Below are 20,279 nucleotides of genomic sequence, written 5' to 3'. Positions count from 1 at the left end.
ACCATGCGCGAATAAAGGCGCAGGATGGCGTCGAGCTCACGGCGGTGAAATGTGATGGGAAGCTGCTCTTTATGCTTTCGGAAGTCTTTAAGATCGACCAGGACCGACGACGACACACTCTCTGGTTCACCTGGATTTCCGTCCATGCCTTATCCTTTTTGCCCGCATGATTGCAGAGCGTTCCGTGACAGAACGGTGTCAGTTTGCCAAAAGCCGGGGGAATTGCAAGTCCGGGAGTCGTTCGCGGCGGCGCCGATCAGGTGCTGCCGGCGTCCATGACGACGGTTGCGCCGATGATCGCGCCCGGGACGCCCCTGGATTTCATCGTCTGCAGGAGAATGGCGCAACCTTCATAGCCGTCGGCGCGCATGACGGAGCGCGGCACATCCAGTTCAAGGGCCTCGCCTTCCCACATGGCGACGGTCTGGATATCGCGCACGGAGTTCCAGTAGGTCAGTTTGCGGCCGCTGTTTTCGCCGCGTTCCACGTCGACGGTGTTCTTGGCATCGAAATAGACGAGGACGACATTCGCCTTGCCGGCACCCGGGCCGATGCTGATCCTGATCTTGTCGCCATCCGTCGTTGCCGCGACGGGCACGGTGAGCCCGCGCTCGCTGCTGTCGAAGGCCGCCAGTTTGTCGTTGATGCCGCGCTTGTCGGAGCCGTTGATGTGATCGCGGCCGTTGATGACGACCTGCGGCGTGTAGACGCTCTTGCGGCCGAGTGTCCGCGCGTAGTCATATTGTCTGTCGGTGCTCTGTTTCGAGCTGAGCGTGTCTTCCCAGCCGAGGTAATTCCAGTAGTCGACATGATAGGCGAGCGCGACCACGTTTCCCTGTTCGACCAGCTCTCCCAGAACCGCATCGGCCGGCGGGCATGACGAACAGCCCTGGCTCGTGAACAGTTCAACGACGCCGATGGGCCCGGTATCGGCCGCATAGCTTGCCGGACCGGAAAAAACAGAAAGCGCGCCGGCGGCCATTGCTATTCGAACGAGTGATTTCAGGGTTCTGCCCATAATGTCGCCTGTCTGCCAATCGCCGCGCCGCTCCCGGCCTCGACTTCGCCTGTGCCGCCCTGAACAAGATAGCCCCTCGGGCAAACTTGTAACCATGCGGATGATCAAGATAAAATCACGTTCCGGTGAAATCCGGCAGGCAAGGACCGAGGGTTTTTCCGACTGTATCATTTTGTCGTGAGCTGTCATTGACCTTGCGAGCGGACTTGCATCAAATACGCGGACAGAACCGCCAGATCATTTGGGGGGCATTGGATGCGTAGAATAGTGTTGCCGGTGATCGCCCTCGTCACGCTGGCCGGTTGCGGCGAAGACGACAGCAGGACGGGCGATATCGAGCCGGTCATCAGAGGCATGAAGACCTGCATTGTCGAGGATGTCGAAGACACGACGATCCGCCATTATCCGAGTGTCCTGCAGCCCTCATCCACCACGACGCTGTCGTTTGAGGTGACCGGCCGGCTCCTGCAGGTCAATCTCGATGTCGGCCAGAGCGTCGGCGCGGGCGATGTGGTCGCGCGGATCGATCCGAGGTCGTTGCAGCTTCAGGTGGACAATGCCGAGGCCGCGTTGCGGCAGGCCGAATCCACGGCGCGCAACGCCGAGGAGGACTTCAGTCGCAAATCGCAGCTTGTCGATCAGGGTGTGATCACAAAGGCCGAGGCGGATCAGTCCAGGACCAATATGGAGACGAGTCAGGCTCAGGTGGTGCAGGCCGCCAAGCAGTTCGAGACGGCAAAGGAAAATCTCGACAAATCGACGCTGCGGGCGCCGTTTGACGGCATCGTCAGCGCCGTTGACGTTCAGTCCTTCACCAATGTCTCCGCCGGCGCGCCGGTGGCGACCATCTATGCGGATGACCTGTTCGAATCCTCGTTCACGGTCAGTTTCGACGTCGTCAACCGCATCGCGGTCGGCAAAAACGTGATTGTGCGCCTTGCCGACGATCCGACGGTCGTTCTGCCGGGCCACATCAGCGAATTAGGATCGCGGGCCGACAGCGTTTCGGCATTTCCCGTTGTCGTTGCGCTCGACGAGACGAACGAATTGCTCAAGGCCGGCATGGCGGTGGAGATCACGCTGGAGTTTCCGGTGCCGCGCGGGGGCGGTTTCACGCTGCCGCTGACGGTGATGCCGCTGGACGGCGATTTCGAGGTGCCGGAAGACCCGCAGGAGCCCGGTGCATTGCAGCTCTTCGTCTATGACGACGCCAGCGGCACGGTCAGGCTGCGGGATGTCCTTGTCGGCGGAATCCGGGACAATCAGCTCATTGTGGTCGAGGGGCTGGAGCCGGGCGATCAGGTTGCCTGCGCGGGTGTGTCTTTCCTGCGCGACGGCGTGGCCGTCAAACCGCTGCCGAACGACGGGGCATAGGGACCGGTTATGGATGTCCTGACCCGTTTCGGCATTTCGAAGTCGCGCCTGACCGTTCTCGTCATGATCGCGCTGATCCTTCAGGGCCTGTTGGCCTATGGCTCGATGCCGAAGCGCGAAAATCCGGCGATCACCATTCGCAGCGCGCTCATCACCGCTCAGTTTCCGGGCATGTCGCCCGACCGGATGGAGAACCTTATCGTCAAGCCGATCGAGCGCAAGGCGCGCGAGATCGGCGATGTCGAGGATATCAACTCGCTGATCTCGACCGGCAGCACGGTGGTGACCGTGACCGTCCACGACCATGTGTCCTCCAGCGAACTGAACACGGTGTTCGAGGACATCCGCAACAAGATGGAGGATCTGAAGCCCAATCTGCCAAGCGGGACCGAGGGGCCGTTCGTCAACACCGACTATGGCGATGTGGCGATTGCGACCATTGCCGTGACCGGGGAAGGTTTCGAGAACGCCGAGTTGCGCGATTCCGCCGACGATCTGCGGGAATATCTCTACGAGGTCGACGGTATCTCGAAGGTCTCCCTCTTCGGCGTGCAGGAAGAGCGCATCTGGCTGGAGATCGACAACCGCAAGCTGGCGGCGGTCGGCGTTCAGCTCAACCAGGTCCTTAACGATCTGCAGGCGCAGAATGTGATCCTGCCAGCCGGCGAAATCGATGCCGACGGTGTCAATCTGATCCTCGAGGCCAATGGCGACCTGCGCTCGGTCGAGGAAATCGGCAATGTGCTGACGAAGGTGCAGGGCCTGTCCGGCTTCGTCCGCCTGAAGGACCTGATGAATGTCCGGCGCGGCTATCAGGATCCGGTCAACAAGCCGGTCTATTTCAACGGACAGGAAGCGGTGGTCGTCAGCGTCGAGATGACCGATACGGAGGATATCCAGAAGATCGGCGCCGCGCTCAAGACAGCGGTTGCCCGGTTCGAGCAGACGCAGCCGATCGGCATCACCTATAATTTCTCCACCTTCCAGGAAACGAACGTTACCACCTCCATCAACGCCGCGTTGACGAATGTCCTGCAGACCTTTGCCGTGGTGCTCGTGGTGATGCTGATCTTTCTGGGGTTCCGCGGCGCGCTGATTATCGCCTGCATCGTTCCCTTCACGGTGACCTTCGCGCTTGTCGGCATGCGGCTGATGGAGATCGACCTGCAGCAGATTTCGATCGCGGCGGTCATCATCTCGCTGGGCCTTCTGGTCGATAACGGGCTCGTCGTGGTGGAGGATATCGAGGGCCGGATCAAGCGGGGGATCGCCCCGGACGAGGCGGCGCTCGGTGCCGGGCGGCAGTTTTTCATCCCGCTGGCCGTCGCCTCGATCACCACGGTCTCCGCCTTCATTCCGATGCTCATCCTCGACGGCGTGGAGGGCGAGTTCGCGTTCTCGCTCGGCGCGGTTGTCGGCATCATGCTCGCAGGATCCTGGTTCACCGCGCTCTACATCCTGCCTTCCCTTTGTGTCTGGTTCGCGCGGCGCAGGAGCGGGGAAACGGCGGTCAAGCCGAACCTCCTGGTGCGCAGCTACGGGGCCATCATCAGCCGCACGCTGGTGTTCGGTCCGTTCATCATCATCGGCAGCTATCTGGCCGTCGCGGCCTCGATCAGCCTCTTTTCCGGCGTCAAGAACGAGATGTTCCCGCTGTCCGAGCGGGCCGAATACATGATCTATCTCGACATGCCCAAGGGCACGGCCATTTCGGCGACACGCGCCGAGGCGCTGCGGGTCGAGGACTGGCTGCGGGACACGTCGCAAAATCCCGAAGTGGTGAACACAACGGTGTTTGTCGGCGATGGAGGGCCGCGGTTTTACCTGGCGCTCAATCCGGCCGATACCGATCCGGCGAGCGCCTTTATCCTTGTCAACACCGGGACGTTTGAGGGGGCTGTCACGGCGGCAAGACGGGCGACGCGGCATCTGGTCGAAAACCACCCGGCGGCGCGTTTCAAGGTCAAGCGGCTGTCCATGGGCGGCGGCGAGTCCGGCATTGTCGAGGTCAAGATATCGGGCTCCGGTGCCGAGAAACTGCTGATGCTCGCCGACGAGGTGGAGATAGCATTCGACGCCGTACCGGGGATTTCCCAGAACGAAAACGACTGGGGCAACAAGACGCTGAAGATCGTCATCGATGTCGACCAGAGCAAGGCGCGCGAACTCGGGGTTTCATCGCAGGAAATCTCCGACGTCATGGATACGTTCTATTCGGGCACCTCCTTCTCGACCTATCGCGAGGGCGATCAGTCGATCCCGATCGTGGTCCGGGCCGAGGAGGGTTTCCGGCGCAGCCTCGAGGCCATTGCCAGTCTCTCCGTGCCCGCCGAGGGAAGGCTCGTGTCGCTCGACCAGGTGGCGACATTCGATCCGAAGCTGGAATTCACGCAAATCCGCCGTGAGAACCAGATCAGGATGATCAAGATCTCCGGCAAGAGCGATACGCTGGCGGCCGACCGGGTCCTCGCGATGATCCGGCCGACACTCGACCAGCTCAATCTCGATGGCGGCTATCGGCTGGAGATTGCCGGCGAGACGGAAAACAGCGCCGAAGTGAACGCGACGCTCGCCGCCGGCATGCCGCTGGCTCTCATGGTGATGCTTGCCGCGCTGATGTTCCAGTTCAATTCCGCCCGGCGGGTGCTCCTGACCTTCATGACGGTGCCGTTGATCATCATCGGGGCGCCGATCGCCCTGCTGGTCACGGGCCAGCCGCTGTCATTCTTCGCCATTCTCGGCATGATCTCGCTTGCCGGCATCATCATCAACAATGCCATCGTGCTGATCGATCAGATCGACATCGAGCGCAGGACGGCGGATTTGAAGGAGGCGATTGTCGAAGCGGCCAAGAAACGCATGACGCCGATCCTCCTGACGTCGCTGACCACGATTTTCGGCCTGATGCCCATGGCGATCAATGGCGGGGCCCTGTTCGAGCCGATGGCGACCCTGATGATCGGCGGGCTGGCCTTTGCCTCGGTGCTCAGCCTGTTTTTCGTCCCCGGAGCCTATTATCTGCTGTTCGGCGGATTGTGGAGCCGCAGCAAAAGCAATGAGGTTATGGCGGAAACGGCCTGACGGCGAAGCTCACGCCGCGGGTTGATTGCGGCTTTCCCTGCGCACGGAGACCGGCGCCTTGCCGTAATGCCTGTTGAAGGCGCGGCTGAGCGCCTCCGGGCTGCCGTAACCGAGGCGCCGTGCAACGGACTGGATGCGTTCTCCGGATGCGATCTCCTGACGCGCCAGCGTCATGCGCCAGCGGCGCAGATAGGATTGCGGCGTTTCGCCGACCCGGCCGGCGAACCGTTCGGAGAACCGGCTGAGTGACATGCCGGCGACCTCGGCCAGCTCGCTGTTTCGCCAGTTGCGGCCCGGCCTGTCGTGCATGGCGACGAGGGCGCGGCTGAGCCGCGGGTCGGACAGGCCGGCGAGCAGTCCCGGTGTCGTCGCGCCCCGCTCGATCTGCTGGCGCAGCAGGCGGATCAGCAGGACCTCGCAGAGCCGGTTGAGGGCGGAGGCCGACCCGCAGCGCGCGTCATGAGCTTCCGCAACGACCATCTGCAGCAGCAACGCCGAATTGTCGTCGCCGCTGGTTTCCATGACCAGCCGCTCGGGCAGTGCCGCGACCAGCGGATTGCTGTTTCCGCCCCAATGGGCCCGGGCTTCAATGAGCCGGCTCTGCAACGGAACACCGCTTGGCGCGGCGCGGGCAGAGGGCCAGAACTCAACGGCGCAGGGCGTTTGACCGGAGCATCCGCCGTAGAAGATCAGATTGCCCGTCCCGGGCTCGGCCATCTCAACCGACATCTGAAAATTTTGCATGAGCGCCGACAAACGGTCGAATTTTTTCATGGTGTTTTCGCTCAATATGGGTGTTCTGATCAGATTATTCGGATTTTCCATACCATAACTTCTGGTATGATAAAATCAAAATCGCTGAAGGAACGCGTTTGCCATGTTGATGCCAAGACAGAAAACACCGGACCTTGTTGTCCCCACGCTCTCCGGAGAAACCTTCGATCTTTCAAAGGAACAGTCGGAGCGTGGTGTCGTCGTCTGCTTTTACCGGGGCCTGCATTGCCCGATCTGCGCCACCTATCTTAAGGAACTTGAGAAGCTGACGCCGGCCTTTGCCGAGCGGGGCGTGACCACCCTTGCGCTGAGCTCCGACGGGCGCGAGCGGACGGAGGCGATGGCCGAGAAGATCGAAGCCAAGGATCTGCGCTTCGGTTACGACCTCGATCTGGCAAAGGCCCGCGAATGGGGTCTTTACATTTCCACATCGCGCGGCAAGACGTCGATCGGCATCGAGGAACCGGCGCTCTTTTCCGAGCCCGGTCTGTTCATGATCACGCCTGAACAGACGCTCTACTACGCCTCGGTCCAGACCATGCCTTTCGTGCGGCCGCATTTTTCCGAGCTCGTGGGCGCTCTCGACTTTGCCATCAAGAACAACTACCCGGCCCGCGGCGAATATGCCGGTGAGGTTTAGATCGTTTCATTGAAGCGGTCTTGGGACCTCCGTCAGCCGCCGGTATTCCTGAGGCGCGGGATGGGCGGCTGATCGGGCCACCTCCCGGTTATCTACGTGTGAAAGCCGCCGGTTGATGCATCATCCGGCGGCTTTCCCGTGTGCATAATCGGATGCTATGCGGCGAGATCGCGCAGCACCGTTTGCAGGATGCCGCCATTGTTGACGTAATCGACCTCGTCCAGCGTGTCGATGCGGCAGATGATCGGCACGTCCTTTTGCGTGCCGTCGCCATAGGTGATCCTGGCGATCTTGGTTTCGCGCGGCTTGATGTGCTCAAGCCCCTCGATGGTCACCGTCTCGTCGCCCTTGAGGTTGAGGCTCTCCCAGCTGGTGCCGTCTTCGAGCACAAACGGAATGACGCCCATGCCGACAAGGTTGGAGCGGTGGATGCGCTCGAAGGACTGCGCGATGACGGCGCGCACGCCCAGAAGGTTGGTTCCCTTGGCGGCCCAGTCGCGCGACGAGCCGTTGCCGTATTCGACACCGGCGAAGATCACCAGCGGCACGCCCTCCCGCTTGTAGAGCATCGCGGCGTCGTAGATCGACATCTCCTCCTTGGACGGATAGTGGATCGTGTAGCCGCCTTCCTTGCCGTTCGGACCCAGCATGTGATTGCGGATCCTGATATTGCCGAACGTGCCGCGCATCATGACTTCATGATTGCCGCGCCGGGTGCCGTACTGGTTGAAGTCGGCCACGGCGACGTTGTTGTCCATCAGATAGGAGCCGGCCGGCGACTGCGCCTTGATGCTGCCGGCGGGCGAAATGTGATCGGTGGTGATCTTGTCGCCGAAGAGACCGAGCACGCGGGCGCCGACGATGTCCTTCACACCCTGCGGCTGCTTGCCCATGCCGACAAAATAGGGCGGGTTCTGCACATAGGTCGACGTGTCGTCCCAGGCATAGGTCTGACCTTCCGGCACCTTGACGTCCTGCCAGTTCTCGTCGCCCTTGAAGACATCGGCATATTTCGCCTCGAAAAGCTCGCGCGTGACGTTTGCCGCGATGAATTCCTGAATCTCGTGCGAAGACGGCCAGATATCCTTGAGGAACACCGGATTGCCCTCCTGATCCTCGCCGATCGGCTCGGTGGTCAGGTCCTTCGTCACCGTGCCGGCAAGGGCATAGGCGACGACGAGCGGCGGCGAGGCGAGATAATTCGCCTGCACGTCAGGTGAGATGCGGCCCTCGAAATTCCGGTTGCCGGACAGGACGCCGGCGGCGATCAGGCCCTTGTCGTTGATCGTCTTGGAAATGGCCGGGGGAAGCGGTCCGGAGTTTCCGATGCAGGTGGTGCATCCGAAGCCGACCAGATTGAAACCGAGCTTGTCGAGATCGTCCTGGAGTCCGGCATTCTTCAGATATTCGGCGACGACCTGGGAACCCGGCGCCAGCGATGTCTTCACCCACGGTTTGGCTTTCAGGCCCTTGGCGAGGGCGTTGCGCGCCAGAAGTCCGGCGCCGATGAGGACCGACGGGTTCGAGGTGTTGGTGCATGACGTGATCGCGGCAATGGCGACATCGCCGTGTCCGAGATCGTACGCCTCGCCCTCGACCGGATAGCGCTTATCCGTATCGACCGCCTTTTTGTACTCGTCCGCCAGCGACTTGGCGAAGCCTGAGGCGATGCCCTCGAGCGCAATGCGGCCTTCCGGGCGCTTCGGGCCGGCCATGGATGGCACGACGTCGCCGAGATCGAGTTCGAGCGTGTCGGTGAAGACCGGATCGTCGGCGTCCTCGTCGCGCCACATGCCCTGTGCCCGGCAATAGGCCTCGACTAGGGCGATGCGCTCGCGCTCGCGGCCTGTCATGGTCATGTAGCTGACCGTTTCGTCGTCGACGGGGAAGAAGCCGCAGGTGGCGCCGTATTCAGGGGCCATATTGCCGATTGTCGCGCGGTCCGCGAGGGTCATGTTGTTGAGGCCGGTGCCGAAGAACTCGACGAACTTGCCGACAACGCCCTTCTGGCGCAGCATCTGCACGACGGTGAGCACGATGTCCGTCGCCGTAATGCCTTCCTTCGGCTTGCCGGTCAGGCGGAAGCCGATAACCTCCGGCAGCAGCATGGAAATCGGCTGGCCGAGCATGGCGGCCTCCGCTTCGATGCCGCCGACGCCCCAGCCGAGAACGCCCAGACCGTTGATCATGGTGGTGTGGGAGTCCGTCCCGACGCATGTGTCCGGATAGGCGATCGTTTCGCCGTCTTCGTCCTTGGTCCAGACCGCCTGGCCGAGATACTCCAGATTGACCTGATGGCAGATGCCGGTTCCGGGCGGCACGACGCGGAAATTGCGGAAGGCCTGCTGACCCCATTTGAGGAAGCGGTAACGCTCGCCGTTGCGCTTGTATTCCAGCTCCACATTGCGGGCAAAGGCCGTCGGCGTGCCGAATTCGTCGACGATGACCGAGTGGTCGATGACGAGATCCACGGGCACCAGCGGATTGATCTTTTCAGGATCGCCGCCGAGATTCTTCATCGCGTCGCGCATGGCCGCAAGGTCGACGACGGCGGGGACGCCGGTGAAATCCTGCATGAGCACGCGGGCCGGACGATAGGCGATTTCCTTGCCGGCGGTGCCGCGGTCCTCAAGCCACGCGGCGACGGCCTCGATGTCTTCCTTGGTGACGGAGCGGCCGTCCTCGTTGCGAAGCAGGTTCTCCAGAAGCACCTTCTTGGAAAACGGCAAGGCGGATATGCCGGCCAGGCCGTTCCTTTCCGCCTCCGTCAGGCTGAAATAGGTGTAGTTCGCATCGCCGACTTTCAGCGTGCGGCGGCAGTTGAAGCTGTCGAGTGATTTTGTCACAGGCGGCTCTCATTCACGTTGGTTCACCGACACTTCGAACGAACGCCCTTATACGCGCTTGGAGCACGAGAAGCCTGCGGGTGCGGTCATTTCCGCTGTCCGTCCGCGGTTTGGTCTGCTAGACCCTCTACCAGGTTCGGCGGATATATGATGTTCACGCCGACCGCTGGCGTGGTTGCAGGCCTTATAGATAATTTTATAGAACGGTTCCAGAGTGTTTTCCGTCCATTTCGGAGATTTTTCCCTCATGCATGATCGCGCCGAGAAAGTGGGCTGACGGATGCGGCTTGTCGCCGATAATGTTTGTGTTGCGCGCAGCGGCCAGATCTTTTTCTCCGGTATCAGCTTTTCGCTCGATACAGGCGAGGCCCTGGTGGTCTCCGGGCCGAACGGTGTCGGAAAATCAACCTTTTTGCGGGTGGTTGCGGGCCTTTTGCCGGATGCGGAGGGCCGTATCGAACTGGAAGGCGGGGGCGGCGAAAGCGTTGCCGAATCGGCGCATTATCTCGGCCACCGGAACGCCATGAAACCGGCGCTCAGCGTGCGCGAGAACCTGGAATTCTGGCGCGATTTCATGGCCGCCTCCGAAGCTTATCAGGCCAAAGTATCAGCGGACGTCGATGAGGCGGTCGCCATGGTCGGCCTTGAGGGGATCGGCCATCTGCCGTTCGGTTATCTCTCCGCCGGTCAGCAGCGCCGGATCGCCATGGCCAAGCTTTTGATCGCCCACCGGCCGCTGTGGATCCTCGATGAACCGACGGCGGCGCTCGATGTGCAGTCGCAGGATATGTTCGCGCGCCTGATCGAGGCGCATCTCGAAAACGGCGGCCTTGTGATTGCCGCGACCCACCAGCCGCTCGGACTGACCGGCGCGCGCAGCCTTGTGCTCGACCCCGGCGCGCAGGCGGCCTTCGGCGAACACGACCCGTTCGCCCCGGAGGATGCGGCCTGATGTGGGCATTGTTCATGCGGGACGTGCGGCTGTCGGTGCGGGCCGGCGGCGGGGCGCTGATCGGCGTTCTGTTTTTCCTCGCCGTCGTTTCGGTCATCCCGTTCGGCGTCGGTCCCGATCTCAACCTCCTGGCGCGGATCGGACCGGCGATCCTGTGGATCGGCGCGCTGCTTGCCGCGCTGCTCGGCCTCGACCGGCTGTTTCAGACCGACCGCGAGGACGGCTCGCTCGACATCATGCTGATGCAGGAAACGCCGATGTTCCTGACCGTGCTCGTCAAATGCCTGGCGCACTGGACCGCGACCGGCCTGCCGCTCATCGTCGCCTCGCCGGTGCTCGGTCTTTTTCTCAATGTCGGCGAGGTGGCGACGCTGGCGATCGCCGTGACGCTGCTCGCCGGAACGCCGGCCATAACGTTCATCGGCGCTGTCGGCGCGGCCGTGTCCGTGGCGCTGCCGCGCGGCGGCCTGCTCGTCTCCGTCCTCGTCCTGCCGCTGGCGATCCCCGTGCTGATCTTCGGTGTCAGCGCGGTCTACGGCGCGCTGGAAGATCCGGCCCCTTTCCTGCCGCCGTTTCTGATCCTGTGCGCCATCACCCTGTTCTTCTCGGTCATCGGGCCCTTGGCCGCCGGCGCGGCGCTCCGGGCGTCTTCGGATTAGGCGGTGTGTTTGTGGTGGTGTATGTGTGACGGGCGATTTTGGGCCTTAGCGGTAAGTGGTGTGCTGCTGCGTTGTAGTCTCCGGCCAGATCAGTTCAGGCACTTCTTCAGTATCTCGAAAACCCTGTCGAAATTCTCAAAATCCTTGGCACCTCCATTCTCCCGGACCCAATCACACAGACTTCTTTTTCCGTCCGGATTGATCGACCACTGCTCGCGCGGCTCACGCCGGGCGCTATTCTGCTTCTCGGCGCCCGGCCGGGTCAGGGCAAAACGCTGATGGGCGTGGAGCTCGTCGTCGAAGCGGTCAGATCGGGCCGAAAGGGCGTTTTCCTCACCCTTGAATGTGTGGAAAGCGACATGCTCGGCTACCTTGAAGCCATCAACGCCGATGCGGCGCAACTGGACGAGCGGTTCGTCTTCGACAATTGCGACACCATCAGTTCCGATTACATGATCGAGCGGCTTTCATCCGCGCCCCGGGGCACGCTTGCCGTCGTGGATTATCTGCAATTGCTGGATCAGCGGCGGGAGACGCCGGTGCTCTCGGAGCAGGTGCGGGCGCTCAAATCATCCGTGCGCGATCGCGGCCTGATCTTCGTGTTCATCTCGCAAATCGACCGGTCCTATCTTCTGTCGGCGCGGCCTTTACCCGACATCAGGGACGTGCGGCTGCCGAACCCGGTGGATCTGAAACTGTTCGATCTGACCTGCTTCCTGCATGACGGACAGGCGCATGTCGGGCGAACCGGATGTAGGCGGATAAATTCAGCCGCTCGAATGAAGGGCGGTGATCACGCGGTTCATATAGTCGAGGAATTGCGCGCGCTCCCGCTCATCAAGGCCGGACAGGGCCTTTGCGTTCACCTCATCGGCCGCCGCATAGGCCTCGTCGCGGATTTTCCTCGCCTTCGGCGTCAGCCAGATCTGCTGGGCGCGGGCGTCGGACGGGTGTTTCGTGCGGCGGATAAGGCCGTCGCGCTCCATGCGGGTCAGTGTGTTGGCGATGGTCGCCTGCTCGATATCGAGCCCCGACACAAGTTCCTTCTGCGTGACGCCGTCGCTCTCCCAAAGCGACAGCAGGGCCGGAAACTGGCCCGGCACGATGCCGAGGGGCGCGACGCGCTCATGAAGGCTCCGGGCGAAGAGCCGCGCAATGCGGTTGACGACATAGCCCGCCGATTCATCCTTTTTGAAGGTCATGCGCCATCATCCACTTGAATAGCATGCTATGCAATATTATATAGTATGCTATATAAATGAATTGCCCGCGCGTAATTTACAAGGAGCCAGGCCATGAAAACGAAAGTGCATGCTGTTGCCGGTCTTGTCGCGTTCGTGACGATCGCGCTGTTCTGGACATCCACCGTGCTTGTCGAGCTCTTCGGCTCTTACGAGGCCGTGGCGATGGTCAAATCGCTCATCCTGCAGGGCATGATCGTCCTGATCCCGGCGATGGCGATTGTCGGCGCAACGGGCATGTCGCTCGGCGCTCGGCGTCGCGACCGGCTGACCAAGGCCAAGAAGAAGCGCATGCCGCTGATTGCCGGCAACGGCATCCTCATTCTTCTGCCGGCGGCGTTCTTCCTCGCCGCGCGGGCCGGTTCAGGCATGTTCGACAGCTGGTTCCATGCGGTTCAGGCGCTTGAGCTTGTTGCCGGTGCGGCGAATGTCACCATGATGGGGCTCAACATCCGTGACGGCCTCAGGATGACCCGGCGCATCCGCCGGGCCGCCTGACGCGCCGGCTCTGTCGTCAACCCGCGTCGGCGCGAACTTGCCGGTTGCCACGGCAGGGGTGAGCACTTATCTCGCTTGCAAACGCCAATTTCATCAAGCAGAGGTTTGCCGATGTCCCTCCCCGCGCTTCTCGACCATTTGAAAAAAACAGCCGCGCTCAGCCAGGTCGCCGGTCTTATCTCCTGGGATCAGGAGGCGATGATGCCGAAGGCCGGGGCCGCGCAGAGGGCGGAACAGGCCGGGGCGCTGGCATCCGTCATCCACGCGCGCAATGCCGACCCGCGCATAGGCGAATGGATCGGCGACATCGATTTGGCCGGGCTTTCGCAGTTCGACCGGCGCAATGTCAGCGAGGCGCAACGCAGCTATGACCGGGCGACGAAGATCCCGTCCCGCCTGGCGGAGGAAAGCGCGCGGGCAAGCTCGGAAGGGCAGCGGGTGTGGGCACAGGCCCGGGCCGGGAAGGATTTTGCCGCCTTCGTGCCGGCGCTCAAGCGCAACATCGCGCTGAAGCGCGAGGAGGCCGCCTGTCTCGCAGGCGGCGACGGCGAACTTTACGACAGCCTGCTTGACGAATACGAGCCGGGCGCCAGGGCCGCCGACCTCTTTCCGCTGCTTGAGAGCCTGCGTCCGCCGCTGGTCGCACTGCGCGAAAAGATAGCCGGCAAATCAATGCCGGCACGCCTGAAGGGCCATTACCCCGCCGACAGGCAGCTTGCCCTGGCAAGGACGATTGCGGCGCGCATGGGCTATGATTTCGATGCCGGGCGGATCGACACCGTGGTCCACCCGTTTTGCTCCGGCAATGGCGGCGACGTGCGCATCACCACGAGGACGGACGAGGCGGATCCGCTCAACTGCCTCTATTCCACCATCCATGAGGTCGGGCACGCGCTCTATGCCCAGGGTGCGCCGGACCCCTATCTGCCGGCCGCGGATTACTGTTCCATGGGGGTACATGAAAGCCAGTCGCGTTTCTGGGAGAACCAGATTGCCCGCTCGCGGCCGTTCGCCGACTGGCTTTACCCCGCCATGCGCGAGGCGTTCGGCGATATGGCGCTTGACGGGCCGGATGCGCTCTTTGCCGCCGTGAATCGTGTCGAGACAGGTTTTATCCGCACCGAGGCCGACGAAGTGCACTATAATCTGCACATCCTCTTGCGCTTCGAGCTTGAACGGGAGCTGGTTTCCGGGGCGCTGGAGGCGGAGGATCTGGAAGACGCGTGGAACGAGCGCTTTGCCAGGGATTTCGGCATTACGGTTCCCGATGCCAGCCTTGGCGTTCTGCAGGACGTGCACTGGTCGCTTGGCCTTTTCGGCTATTTCCCGACATACAGCCTCGGCAACATCTATGCCGCCTGTCTCGACCGGGCGATGGCGCGGGACCTGCCGGGGCGCGATGACATGGTGCGCGCAGCCGGGACGCAGCCGATCCTCGACTGGATGCGAGAGAAGATCCATGTCCAAGGCCGGGTTCTGCCCGCACCCCGGCTCATCGAGGCGGCAACCGGAGAAAAGCCGACGGCCGCGCCACTCATCACCTATCTGGAGGCCAAGTTCGGTGCGCTCTACGATGTCTGACCGGCTGTGTGATCGTGTTTCCAAATGTGAGATGACCGGCGCATCGCCAACACATCGCGAACCTATAAGGAATTGTCGGCAAACTCGAGAACCGGGCGACGGCGGAGTTAATTTGATGACGAAGGCTGTTGTCGCCTTTTTGGCGTGTCTTGCCGTTTGGGGCGCGGGTCTCGGTGCTGCTCATGCCCAGTACAAGCCGGAGCTTGTCGGCGTGTGGAAGGGATATCTCGAACAGGGCGCGCGCATTGTCCCGCCCGACCCGGCGCCGACCTATTACAACGCCATCAAGCCGCCGCTTGAAATCACCATGACGATCATCGGGCAGGATGACCGCTCGTTTCATGGCCTGCTCGGCAACAATGAAGAGCGGGAATATGTGGTCGGCGTGGTGCGTGCCGACGGCAAGTCGTTGCTGATGACGGATGACAATGCCCATGTCAGCGCAACCATCCTGACGCCGACGACGATGGAATATTGCGCGCAGGTCGTCTCGGGGGACTATATGGTTGCCGCCTGCGGCATTCTGGAAAAGCAGGTCAGCAGCGAGTAGGACCTTTCGGCAACGCCTCCCTGAGCCAGTGCTTGAAAGCGGCGGCGCCCGCATTCGCCGGGGGATTCTCGGCCTCGACAATCCAGTAGGCGAACGCCGTCGGATAGCGGTCGGGGAAAGGCGCGACGAGTTGTCCGGCCTCCAGCGCGTCGGTGACCGCAGGCTCCCACGCCAGGAATATGCCGAGTCCCGCGATCGCGGCGTCCACACAAAGCGATGCGTTCGTGAAAACCGGCCCGTCTGCGAGTATGTCCGTCGACAGGCCGTTCGGGGTCAGCCAGATATCCCACCCGAACATGCCGTCGGGGTCGGTGATGATCGGCTGGCCGGCAATATCGGCCGGACGCGTGAGCTTTGCGGCGATGCCCGGACTGCAGACCGGAAAAACACACTGATCGATCAGTTTTTCCAGCCGCACCCCGCTCCACTCGCCGCGTCCGACCCGGATGCACAGATCGACATCCGACCGGTTCGGATCGATCAGCGTCACCGATGCGTCGAGGCGCACCCGGATATGGCTGTTTTGCCGGTGAAAGCCGCTCAGCCGCTTGACCAGCCATTTTTCGGCCATGACCGGAGGAACCGATACGGTCAGCGTGTCGTTCCGGTCCGTCTCCGCGAGAGCGACAGCGGCCGAGAGCTCGGCCATGGCGACGGTCAGGCGCCGGACGATCGCTTCTCCGAGCGGTGTCTTTCGCAGGCCGCCCGGGCGCCGTTCGAACAGGGTGCGCCCGAGCTGCCGCTCGATTTTCTGTAATTGCTGGCTGACCGCGCCAATGGTCACGCCAAGTTCCGCAGCGGCTTCCTTCAGGCTTCCCAGCCGGCCGACCGCCTCGACGGCCCGAAGGCCGGAAAGATGTATTTTATTCAGGTTTCTCATTTAGTTTTTCTAAAATCAGATTGAGCAGAAGTCGATCATAATCAGCGAATTTGGCTGATATCATACAGAAATGCTAAAACAACTGAATATCAGGCGCCTTTGGTCGGTCTTGCGGCCGGCGGAGACCGTCTGCGGCAAGACGACGAGTCGTCGCGCATGCGATAACCGGGAGTGGCGACGCGATCCGCTGTCCCATCCGGACGTCGCGCGCATGAGCCAAAGGGAACTGGCGGATCTTCCGTTCCAGTCCTATTGGGTGTTTCCGGATGAGCGGGGCCAATAGGCCGCTTCAATTTGACATGATCGCGCATTAGCATGGGGTTTCAGACCATTCGTGCCATAGGAGTCCCGCATGTAATACGCTGGTCGAGCCGGACGTTGTGGAGAAACTCCTCATAGCGGTCGAGCGTGGCGTGAAAGCCATCGTTGAAGACCCTGAGGCCGGATGGGAGACCTTCATCCGTTACGACCCGAAGCTTGACAGCGAGTTGAACAAACTGTCCTGGGATGCGACGGTGCCGTTATATCCAACCGAGCCGGCGGCGCTCGATGAAGCGTCCTTCGCCCGGTTTGCCACATTCCTTGTTGCCAATAAGCTCGTGGCAAGAATGCCGGCGCTGAATACTTATATCTACAACCTTCAGCCCTGAATGCCCTGGCGCCGCGCCGCCTGGGCAACGAGGATTGCGGCAATGACGAGCGCGGCCCCTGCCGCCTGATGAACGGAGAATGCCTCCGACAGAAGCAGGACCGCAAGGGCGATGGTCAGAACCGGCTCCAGATTCATGATCATCGCTGCCCGGGAGGGTCCGATCAGCCGGACGCTGGCGAACATGCCGAAGAAGGCCGCGGCGAAGGTCAGGGTCGTGGCGGCGACGATCAGGAGTGACATCGTGTCGGCGGGCGGCGGCGTCCAGCGCCCGCCAAGAAGCGTTGCGCATGAGACCAGCACGAGACCGGTGCCCGCCATATAGAAGGTTGAAACGGTCGGCTGGACGTCGCGCAGCTTGCGGCCGTTCCACAGGAAGGACAGGCTGATCCCGCATGCCGCAACGATGGACAGGAAGAGGCCCGGCGCATTCAGCGCGTCGAGTGCGAAGCCGAGACACAATGTCAGGCCCGCCAGCGCGGCGATGAAACAGGCGATCTCGACCGGCGAGGGCGCGCGACGGTCGATCACGCTCTCGCCCAGCCTGGTGACGAGCGGAAACATGTAGAAGATCAGTATGGCGAGGCTGACCGGCATGAAGAAGAAGGATGCGATGAGGGTTCCCGAGCCGACCATGTAGGCGGTTCCGGCACCGAGGCAATGCAGCATCTGATGCCGCTCCAGCCTGAAGGATATGCCCTGAAGCCTCAGCCAAACCGCGCAAAGCGACAGGAAGCAGACAAGGCGCAGGACCAGCAGCGTTCCGATGCTCGTTCCGAGCGCATAGACCATCGGCGTCAGGATGTTGGAGAAACTGATGCTGATCGTTGCGGCGAGCACCAGCGAAAGGCCGAGCGCCGTTGCGCCGCTTTGTGTTTCCAGCGTCTCGCTCATCGGCCGTCACCCCCGCTCACGGCGACAGTCATAGGGAGTTCGCATGCGGCTGTAAATTGTCGCAAAACATTGCGATCACGGGTTTTTGTGCGTCATATGGCGCATGGCAAAGGCCCGCCGCATTGTCTATATATCGCGCGAGGGTTAAACAGTGGCCATAATGATCACGAGTACTGTCAATTTTGTATCGGGGCTTGCCAACCCGACGCGGTATCTGACCGCGGCGGGCAAGCTGCTTCCGTGGATGGCGGGCATGACGGGCGTGCTTTTTGCCGTCGGCCTTTATATGAGCTTCCAGGCGCCCGAAGACTATCAGCAGGGCATGACCGTGCGCATCATGTTCATTCATGTGCCGTCGGCCTGGCTTGCGATGATGTGCTACACGGTGATGGCCATCTCCGCCGTCGGGACGCTGGTGTGGAAACACCCGCTGGCCGATGTGTCGGCCAAGGCCGCCGCCCCGATCGGAGCGGCATTCACATTCCTTGCTCTGATCACCGGTTCGCTCTGGGGCAAGCCCATGTGGGGCACCTGGTGGGTCTGGGATGCGCGCCTGACCTCGGTTTTCGTGCTGTTTTTGATGTATCTCGGCCTCATCGCGCTGAACCGCGCGATGGACGATCCGGGGCGGGCGGCCCGGGTGTCGGCCATCATCATTCTTGTCGGTTACATCAATATCCCGATCATCAAATTCTCCGTCGACTGGTGGAATACGCTGCATCAGCCGGCGAGCGTGATCCGTTTCGACGGTCCGACGATCCACGCTTCCATGCTCTACCCGCTGCTGGTGATGGCGCTGGCCTTCACCATGCTTTTCTTCACGCTGCACCTGATGGCCATGCGCAATGAAATCTGGCGCCGGCGCGTGTCCTCGCTTCGCCGCCAGGCGGCGCGTTCATTGGCCTGACGGTCGGGCGGGAGCCAATTGCGATGAGCCATCTTGCCTTCGTGCTGCTGTCCTACGGGATCACCGCGCTCACCGTGGCCGGGCTGATCCTGTGGGTGCTGCTCGACCAGCGCGGCCGCCGGGCCGAGCTTGCCGAACTGGAAGCGCGCGGCGTTCGGCGCCGATCCGCGAAGCGGGTGGAGGCGGGCGATGACCGGCGGTAACGAAGAGGCCGGGACCGGTACACACAAGGGACGGCGCCGGTTTGTCGCCTTCGTGCCGCTGGTCGCCTTTCTGGTGCTTGCGGCCGTGTTTTTCGGCCAGCTCATTTCCGGCAGGGACGTCTCCGAGGTTCCTTCCGTGCTTATCGGTGCACAGGCGCCGTCGCTTGACCTGCCGGCTCTTGAGGGTTTGAAGCGGCAGGGTGAGAGTGTGCCCGCGCTGACCGATGCGGCCGTCAAGGGCAAGCTGACCCTCGTCAATGTCTGGGCGAGCTGGTGCGTGCCGTGCCGCGAGGAGCATCCGCTGCTCATGGCGCTGGCTCAGGACGAGCGTCTCAATATTGTCGGCATCAATTACAAGGACAGGTCGGAGAACGCGCTGCGTTTTCTCGGCGAACTCGGCAATCCCTATTCGGCCGTCGGCACGGACCCCAACGGTGTCGCCGCCATCGACTGGGGCGTCTACGGAATTCCCGAATCCTTCCTGGTCGATGCAAAGGGCACCATCGTTTTCAAGCAGATCGGGCCGTTCTCGCCCAACGCCGTTCGGGACAAACTGCTGCCGGCGATCGAAAAGGCGCTTGGTAGGTCTTAGTTTCGTCCTCACGGTTGAGCGTCCAGCCATGAGCCGGATGCACGATTGTGTTTGATGTGGAATGCACTTTTAGATTGTTCTTTGGGCGCCAGTTGCTTTTCAGATAATCGACAATTCAGCACCAATAGTTTATTCGAGGTTAAATATAAAAGGCCACCAAAATTGCAAAATTGGTGACCTTTTCTAGAGCGTCGGGTGTCCGTCACGATCAAAGCGCGCTGCCGACATAAATCCCGACGTTTCAACTCTTTAGATAGGTGATTAACGCCGAAATGTCAAGGAATCTAACTGAAAGCGATATTGCTCGAATCAAGGAGTTGATTTCCGAAGAACGCTTAGGAACATTCAGGAGGCTTACCAAGTCAGATGATGATGCGATCGAATTGCATCAAGCAACAATGATGCTTGGTGGTGCGTTGATGTCGGTGACAGGCATTGTTGAAATTGCGCTTCGTAATGCGGTTTGTAATCAACTTCGCACAGATTTTGGTCTCCCAAATTGGTTGAGGCAGCCTCCCAGACCCTTTAGTTGGGCATCATTAGAAAAAAATAATATAGATAAGGCAGAAATGCAGGCTCAGAGGATTGCATATTCTAAACTTAACAACAGAGATAAGCAGGCTCTTGATACCGATGCGTATCCAATCGGTGTACCGGAACTCATCAGTCATGCAAAGTTGGCTAAAACCCGTCAAAAAAATATAAAAGTTTCGGAAGGACAGGTTATATCTCAGCTAACTATTTTCTTTTGGAAGCGACTGTTTTCAGAGCATTACGAGCGCACGTTATGGAAGCGTTCTTTAAAAAGAGTTTTTCCGAATAAAACTTACTCGCGTGCAAATATTGCAGAGAAACTGGAAGATATCTATCAAATAAGAAATCGTCGGTCGTGTCCCCTGAAGTGGTGTAGCAGTGCGTTAGCAAAGCCGGTCGCTCGCGC

The 20,279-nt window shown here is 61.2% G+C and carries 19 protein-coding genes and 2 pseudogenes; 14 read left to right on the top strand and 7 right to left on the bottom strand.

Annotated elements, in window-relative coordinates:
• Positions 1 to 146, bottom strand: a pseudogene (locus AC5E6N_RS15870) (DUF2794 domain-containing protein); the annotation flags it as partial.
• A 110-nt stretch (positions 147 to 256) separates the two neighbouring features.
• On the bottom strand, positions 257 to 982 hold the full coding sequence (locus AC5E6N_RS15865) for a DUF1223 domain-containing protein (protein ID WP_491748723.1): 726 nt from the start codon (positions 980 to 982) through the stop codon (positions 257 to 259).
• A 291-nt stretch (positions 983 to 1,273) separates the two neighbouring features.
• Here AC5E6N_RS15865 and AC5E6N_RS15860 point away from each other — a divergent pair, with 291 nt between their 5' ends.
• Both AC5E6N_RS15860 and AC5E6N_RS15855 read left to right on the top strand, forming a co-directional pair.
• Positions 1,274 to 2,392 (top strand): efflux RND transporter periplasmic adaptor subunit, encoded by a 1,119-nt coding sequence (locus AC5E6N_RS15860; protein WP_491748722.1) that lies wholly within the window; start codon positions 1,274 to 1,276, stop codon positions 2,390 to 2,392.
• A gap of 9 nt (positions 2,393 to 2,401) precedes the next feature.
• Complete coding sequence (locus tag AC5E6N_RS15855) at positions 2,402 to 5,473, top strand: efflux RND transporter permease subunit (RefSeq protein WP_491748721.1); 3,072 nt, start codon at positions 2,402 to 2,404, stop codon at positions 5,471 to 5,473.
• A 9-nt stretch (positions 5,474 to 5,482) separates the two neighbouring features.
• Here AC5E6N_RS15855 and AC5E6N_RS15850 read toward each other — a convergent pair whose 3' ends face one another.
• The gene (locus AC5E6N_RS15850) at positions 5,483 to 6,298 is read right to left on the bottom strand and encodes a helix-turn-helix domain-containing protein (protein ID WP_491748720.1); all 816 of its coding nucleotides are present in this window, start codon (positions 6,296 to 6,298) and stop codon (positions 5,483 to 5,485) included.
• A 52-nt stretch (positions 6,299 to 6,350) separates the two neighbouring features.
• Between AC5E6N_RS15850 and AC5E6N_RS15845 the strand changes: the two genes are divergently transcribed.
• The gene (locus tag AC5E6N_RS15845; protein WP_491748719.1) at positions 6,351 to 6,887 is read left to right on the top strand and encodes a peroxiredoxin-like family protein; all 537 of its coding nucleotides are present in this window, start codon (positions 6,351 to 6,353) and stop codon (positions 6,885 to 6,887) included.
• A 155-nt stretch (positions 6,888 to 7,042) separates the two neighbouring features.
• Here the strand turns inward: AC5E6N_RS15845 and acnA are convergent, their stop codons facing one another.
• Complete coding sequence (gene acnA, locus AC5E6N_RS15840; RefSeq protein ID WP_491748718.1) at positions 7,043 to 9,733, bottom strand: aconitate hydratase AcnA; 2,691 nt, start codon at positions 9,731 to 9,733, stop codon at positions 7,043 to 7,045.
• Between the two features lie 280 nt (positions 9,734 to 10,013).
• Here acnA and ccmA point away from each other — a divergent pair, with 280 nt between their 5' ends.
• The 3 genes and pseudogenes from ccmA to AC5E6N_RS15825 all read left to right on the top strand — a co-directional run.
• Positions 10,014 to 10,685, top strand: a complete 672-nt coding sequence (ccmA, locus tag AC5E6N_RS15835; protein ID WP_491748717.1) for a heme ABC exporter ATP-binding protein CcmA — start codon at positions 10,014 to 10,016, stop codon at positions 10,683 to 10,685.
• Positions 10,685 to 11,344: a heme exporter protein CcmB gene (gene ccmB / locus AC5E6N_RS15830; RefSeq protein WP_491748716.1), complete on the top strand. Its 660-nt coding sequence runs from the start codon at positions 10,685 to 10,687 to the stop codon at positions 11,342 to 11,344. Before ccmA ends, ccmB begins: the two co-directional genes overlap by 1 nt.
• Before the next feature lie 131 nt (positions 11,345 to 11,475).
• Positions 11,476 to 12,024, top strand: a pseudogene (locus tag AC5E6N_RS15825) (DNA helicase); the annotation flags it as partial.
• Between the two features lie 87 nt (positions 12,025 to 12,111).
• Here the strand turns inward: AC5E6N_RS15825 and AC5E6N_RS15820 are convergent.
• Positions 12,112 to 12,546: a MarR family winged helix-turn-helix transcriptional regulator gene (locus AC5E6N_RS15820; RefSeq protein WP_491748715.1), complete on the bottom strand. Its 435-nt coding sequence runs from the start codon at positions 12,544 to 12,546 to the stop codon at positions 12,112 to 12,114.
• A 93-nt stretch (positions 12,547 to 12,639) separates the two neighbouring features.
• On the opposite strand from AC5E6N_RS15820, the gene AC5E6N_RS15815 reads away from it, so the two are divergent.
• The 3 genes from AC5E6N_RS15815 to AC5E6N_RS15805 all read left to right on the top strand — a co-directional run bounded on the left by AC5E6N_RS15815 (position 12,640) and on the right by AC5E6N_RS15805 (position 15,214).
• Positions 12,640 to 13,083, top strand: a complete 444-nt coding sequence (locus AC5E6N_RS15815) for a hypothetical protein (protein WP_491748714.1) — start codon at positions 12,640 to 12,642, stop codon at positions 13,081 to 13,083.
• A 111-nt stretch (positions 13,084 to 13,194) separates the two neighbouring features.
• Complete coding sequence (locus AC5E6N_RS15810; RefSeq protein ID WP_491748713.1) at positions 13,195 to 14,664, top strand: carboxypeptidase M32; 1,470 nt, start codon at positions 13,195 to 13,197, stop codon at positions 14,662 to 14,664.
• Positions 14,665 to 14,779: 115 nt separating this feature from the next.
• Positions 14,780 to 15,214, top strand: coding sequence for a hypothetical protein (locus AC5E6N_RS15805; protein ID WP_491748712.1), 435 nt, complete (start codon positions 14,780 to 14,782; stop codon positions 15,212 to 15,214).
• Here AC5E6N_RS15805 and AC5E6N_RS15800 read toward each other — a convergent pair.
• On the bottom strand, positions 15,201 to 16,094 hold the full coding sequence (locus AC5E6N_RS15800) for a LysR substrate-binding domain-containing protein (RefSeq protein ID WP_491748711.1): 894 nt from the start codon (positions 16,092 to 16,094) through the stop codon (positions 15,201 to 15,203). The two genes, AC5E6N_RS15805 and AC5E6N_RS15800, sit on opposite strands and share 14 nt — an antisense overlap.
• Before the next feature lie 380 nt (positions 16,095 to 16,474).
• On the opposite strand from AC5E6N_RS15800, the gene AC5E6N_RS15795 reads away from it, so the two are divergent.
• A complete protein-coding gene (locus tag AC5E6N_RS15795) occupies positions 16,475 to 16,744 on the top strand; it encodes a hypothetical protein (RefSeq protein ID WP_491748710.1) in 270 nt (89 codons plus the stop codon).
• Here AC5E6N_RS15795 and AC5E6N_RS15790 read toward each other — a convergent pair.
• Positions 16,735 to 17,637 (bottom strand): DMT family transporter, encoded by a 903-nt coding sequence (locus tag AC5E6N_RS15790; RefSeq protein ID WP_491748709.1) that lies wholly within the window; start codon positions 17,635 to 17,637, stop codon positions 16,735 to 16,737. The genes AC5E6N_RS15795 and AC5E6N_RS15790 overlap by 10 nt on opposite strands.
• Positions 17,638 to 17,797: 160 nt before the next feature.
• On the opposite strand from AC5E6N_RS15790, the gene AC5E6N_RS15785 reads away from it, so the two are divergent.
• The 4 genes from AC5E6N_RS15785 to AC5E6N_RS15770 all read left to right on the top strand — a co-directional run.
• On the top strand, positions 17,798 to 18,544 hold the full coding sequence (locus AC5E6N_RS15785; RefSeq protein WP_491748708.1) for a heme ABC transporter permease: 747 nt from the start codon (positions 17,798 to 17,800) through the stop codon (positions 18,542 to 18,544).
• A 23-nt stretch (positions 18,545 to 18,567) separates the two neighbouring features.
• Positions 18,568 to 18,747, top strand: coding sequence for a heme exporter protein CcmD (ccmD, locus tag AC5E6N_RS15780; protein ID WP_491748707.1), 180 nt, complete (start codon positions 18,568 to 18,570; stop codon positions 18,745 to 18,747).
• Positions 18,734 to 19,339 carry a DsbE family thiol:disulfide interchange protein gene (locus AC5E6N_RS15775; protein WP_491748706.1) on the top strand — a complete coding sequence of 202 codons (606 nt, stop codon included), beginning with the start codon at positions 18,734 to 18,736 and terminating at the stop codon, positions 19,337 to 19,339. Before ccmD ends, AC5E6N_RS15775 begins: the two co-directional genes overlap by 14 nt.
• Before the next feature lie 272 nt (positions 19,340 to 19,611).
• Positions 19,612 to 20,279, top strand: a 668-nt coding sequence (locus AC5E6N_RS15770) for a hypothetical protein (protein WP_491748705.1), incomplete at its 3' end; no start/stop codon positions are given.

This window comes from Hoeflea sp. (assembly GCF_984452065.1).
Note: the sequence above shows the minus strand (reverse complement) of the source record. Positions and strands in the feature narration are given on the sequence as shown.

What these genes read in the sequence shown, in the direction of transcription:
- ccmA (WP_491748717.1), top strand. Translation starts at nt 10,014, where the DNA reads ATGCGGCTTGTCGCCGATAATGTTTGTGTTGCGCGCAGCGGCCAGATC.
- AC5E6N_RS15855 (WP_491748721.1), top strand. Translation starts at nt 2,402, where the DNA reads ATGGATGTCCTGACCCGTTTCGGCATTTCGAAGTCGCGCCTGACCGTT.
- AC5E6N_RS15790 (WP_491748709.1), bottom strand. Translation starts at nt 17,637, where the DNA reads ATGAGCGAGACGCTGGAAACACAAAGCGGCGCAACGGCGCTCGGCCTT.
- AC5E6N_RS15810 (WP_491748713.1), top strand. Translation starts at nt 13,195, where the DNA reads ATGTCCCTCCCCGCGCTTCTCGACCATTTGAAAAAAACAGCCGCGCTC.
- AC5E6N_RS15785 (WP_491748708.1), top strand. Translation starts at nt 17,798, where the DNA reads ATGATCACGAGTACTGTCAATTTTGTATCGGGGCTTGCCAACCCGACG.
- AC5E6N_RS15820 (WP_491748715.1), bottom strand. Translation starts at nt 12,546, where the DNA reads ATGACCTTCAAAAAGGATGAATCGGCGGGCTATGTCGTCAACCGCATT.
- AC5E6N_RS15805 (WP_491748712.1), top strand. Translation starts at nt 14,780, where the DNA reads ATGACGAAGGCTGTTGTCGCCTTTTTGGCGTGTCTTGCCGTTTGGGGC.
- AC5E6N_RS15800 (WP_491748711.1), bottom strand. Translation starts at nt 16,094, where the DNA reads ATGAGAAACCTGAATAAAATACATCTTTCCGGCCTTCGGGCCGTCGAG.
- AC5E6N_RS15815 (WP_491748714.1), top strand. Translation starts at nt 12,640, where the DNA reads ATGAAAACGAAAGTGCATGCTGTTGCCGGTCTTGTCGCGTTCGTGACG.
- ccmB (WP_491748716.1), top strand. Translation starts at nt 10,685, where the DNA reads ATGTGGGCATTGTTCATGCGGGACGTGCGGCTGTCGGTGCGGGCCGGC.
- AC5E6N_RS15850 (WP_491748720.1), bottom strand. Translation starts at nt 6,298, where the DNA reads ATGGAAAATCCGAATAATCTGATCAGAACACCCATATTGAGCGAAAAC.
- AC5E6N_RS15845 (WP_491748719.1), top strand. Translation starts at nt 6,351, where the DNA reads ATGTTGATGCCAAGACAGAAAACACCGGACCTTGTTGTCCCCACGCTC.
- AC5E6N_RS15865 (WP_491748723.1), bottom strand. Translation starts at nt 982, where the DNA reads ATGGCCGCCGGCGCGCTTTCTGTTTTTTCCGGTCCGGCAAGCTATGCG.
- AC5E6N_RS15860 (WP_491748722.1), top strand. Translation starts at nt 1,274, where the DNA reads ATGCGTAGAATAGTGTTGCCGGTGATCGCCCTCGTCACGCTGGCCGGT.
- ccmD (WP_491748707.1), top strand. Translation starts at nt 18,568, where the DNA reads ATGAGCCATCTTGCCTTCGTGCTGCTGTCCTACGGGATCACCGCGCTC.
- AC5E6N_RS15775 (WP_491748706.1), top strand. Translation starts at nt 18,734, where the DNA reads ATGACCGGCGGTAACGAAGAGGCCGGGACCGGTACACACAAGGGACGG.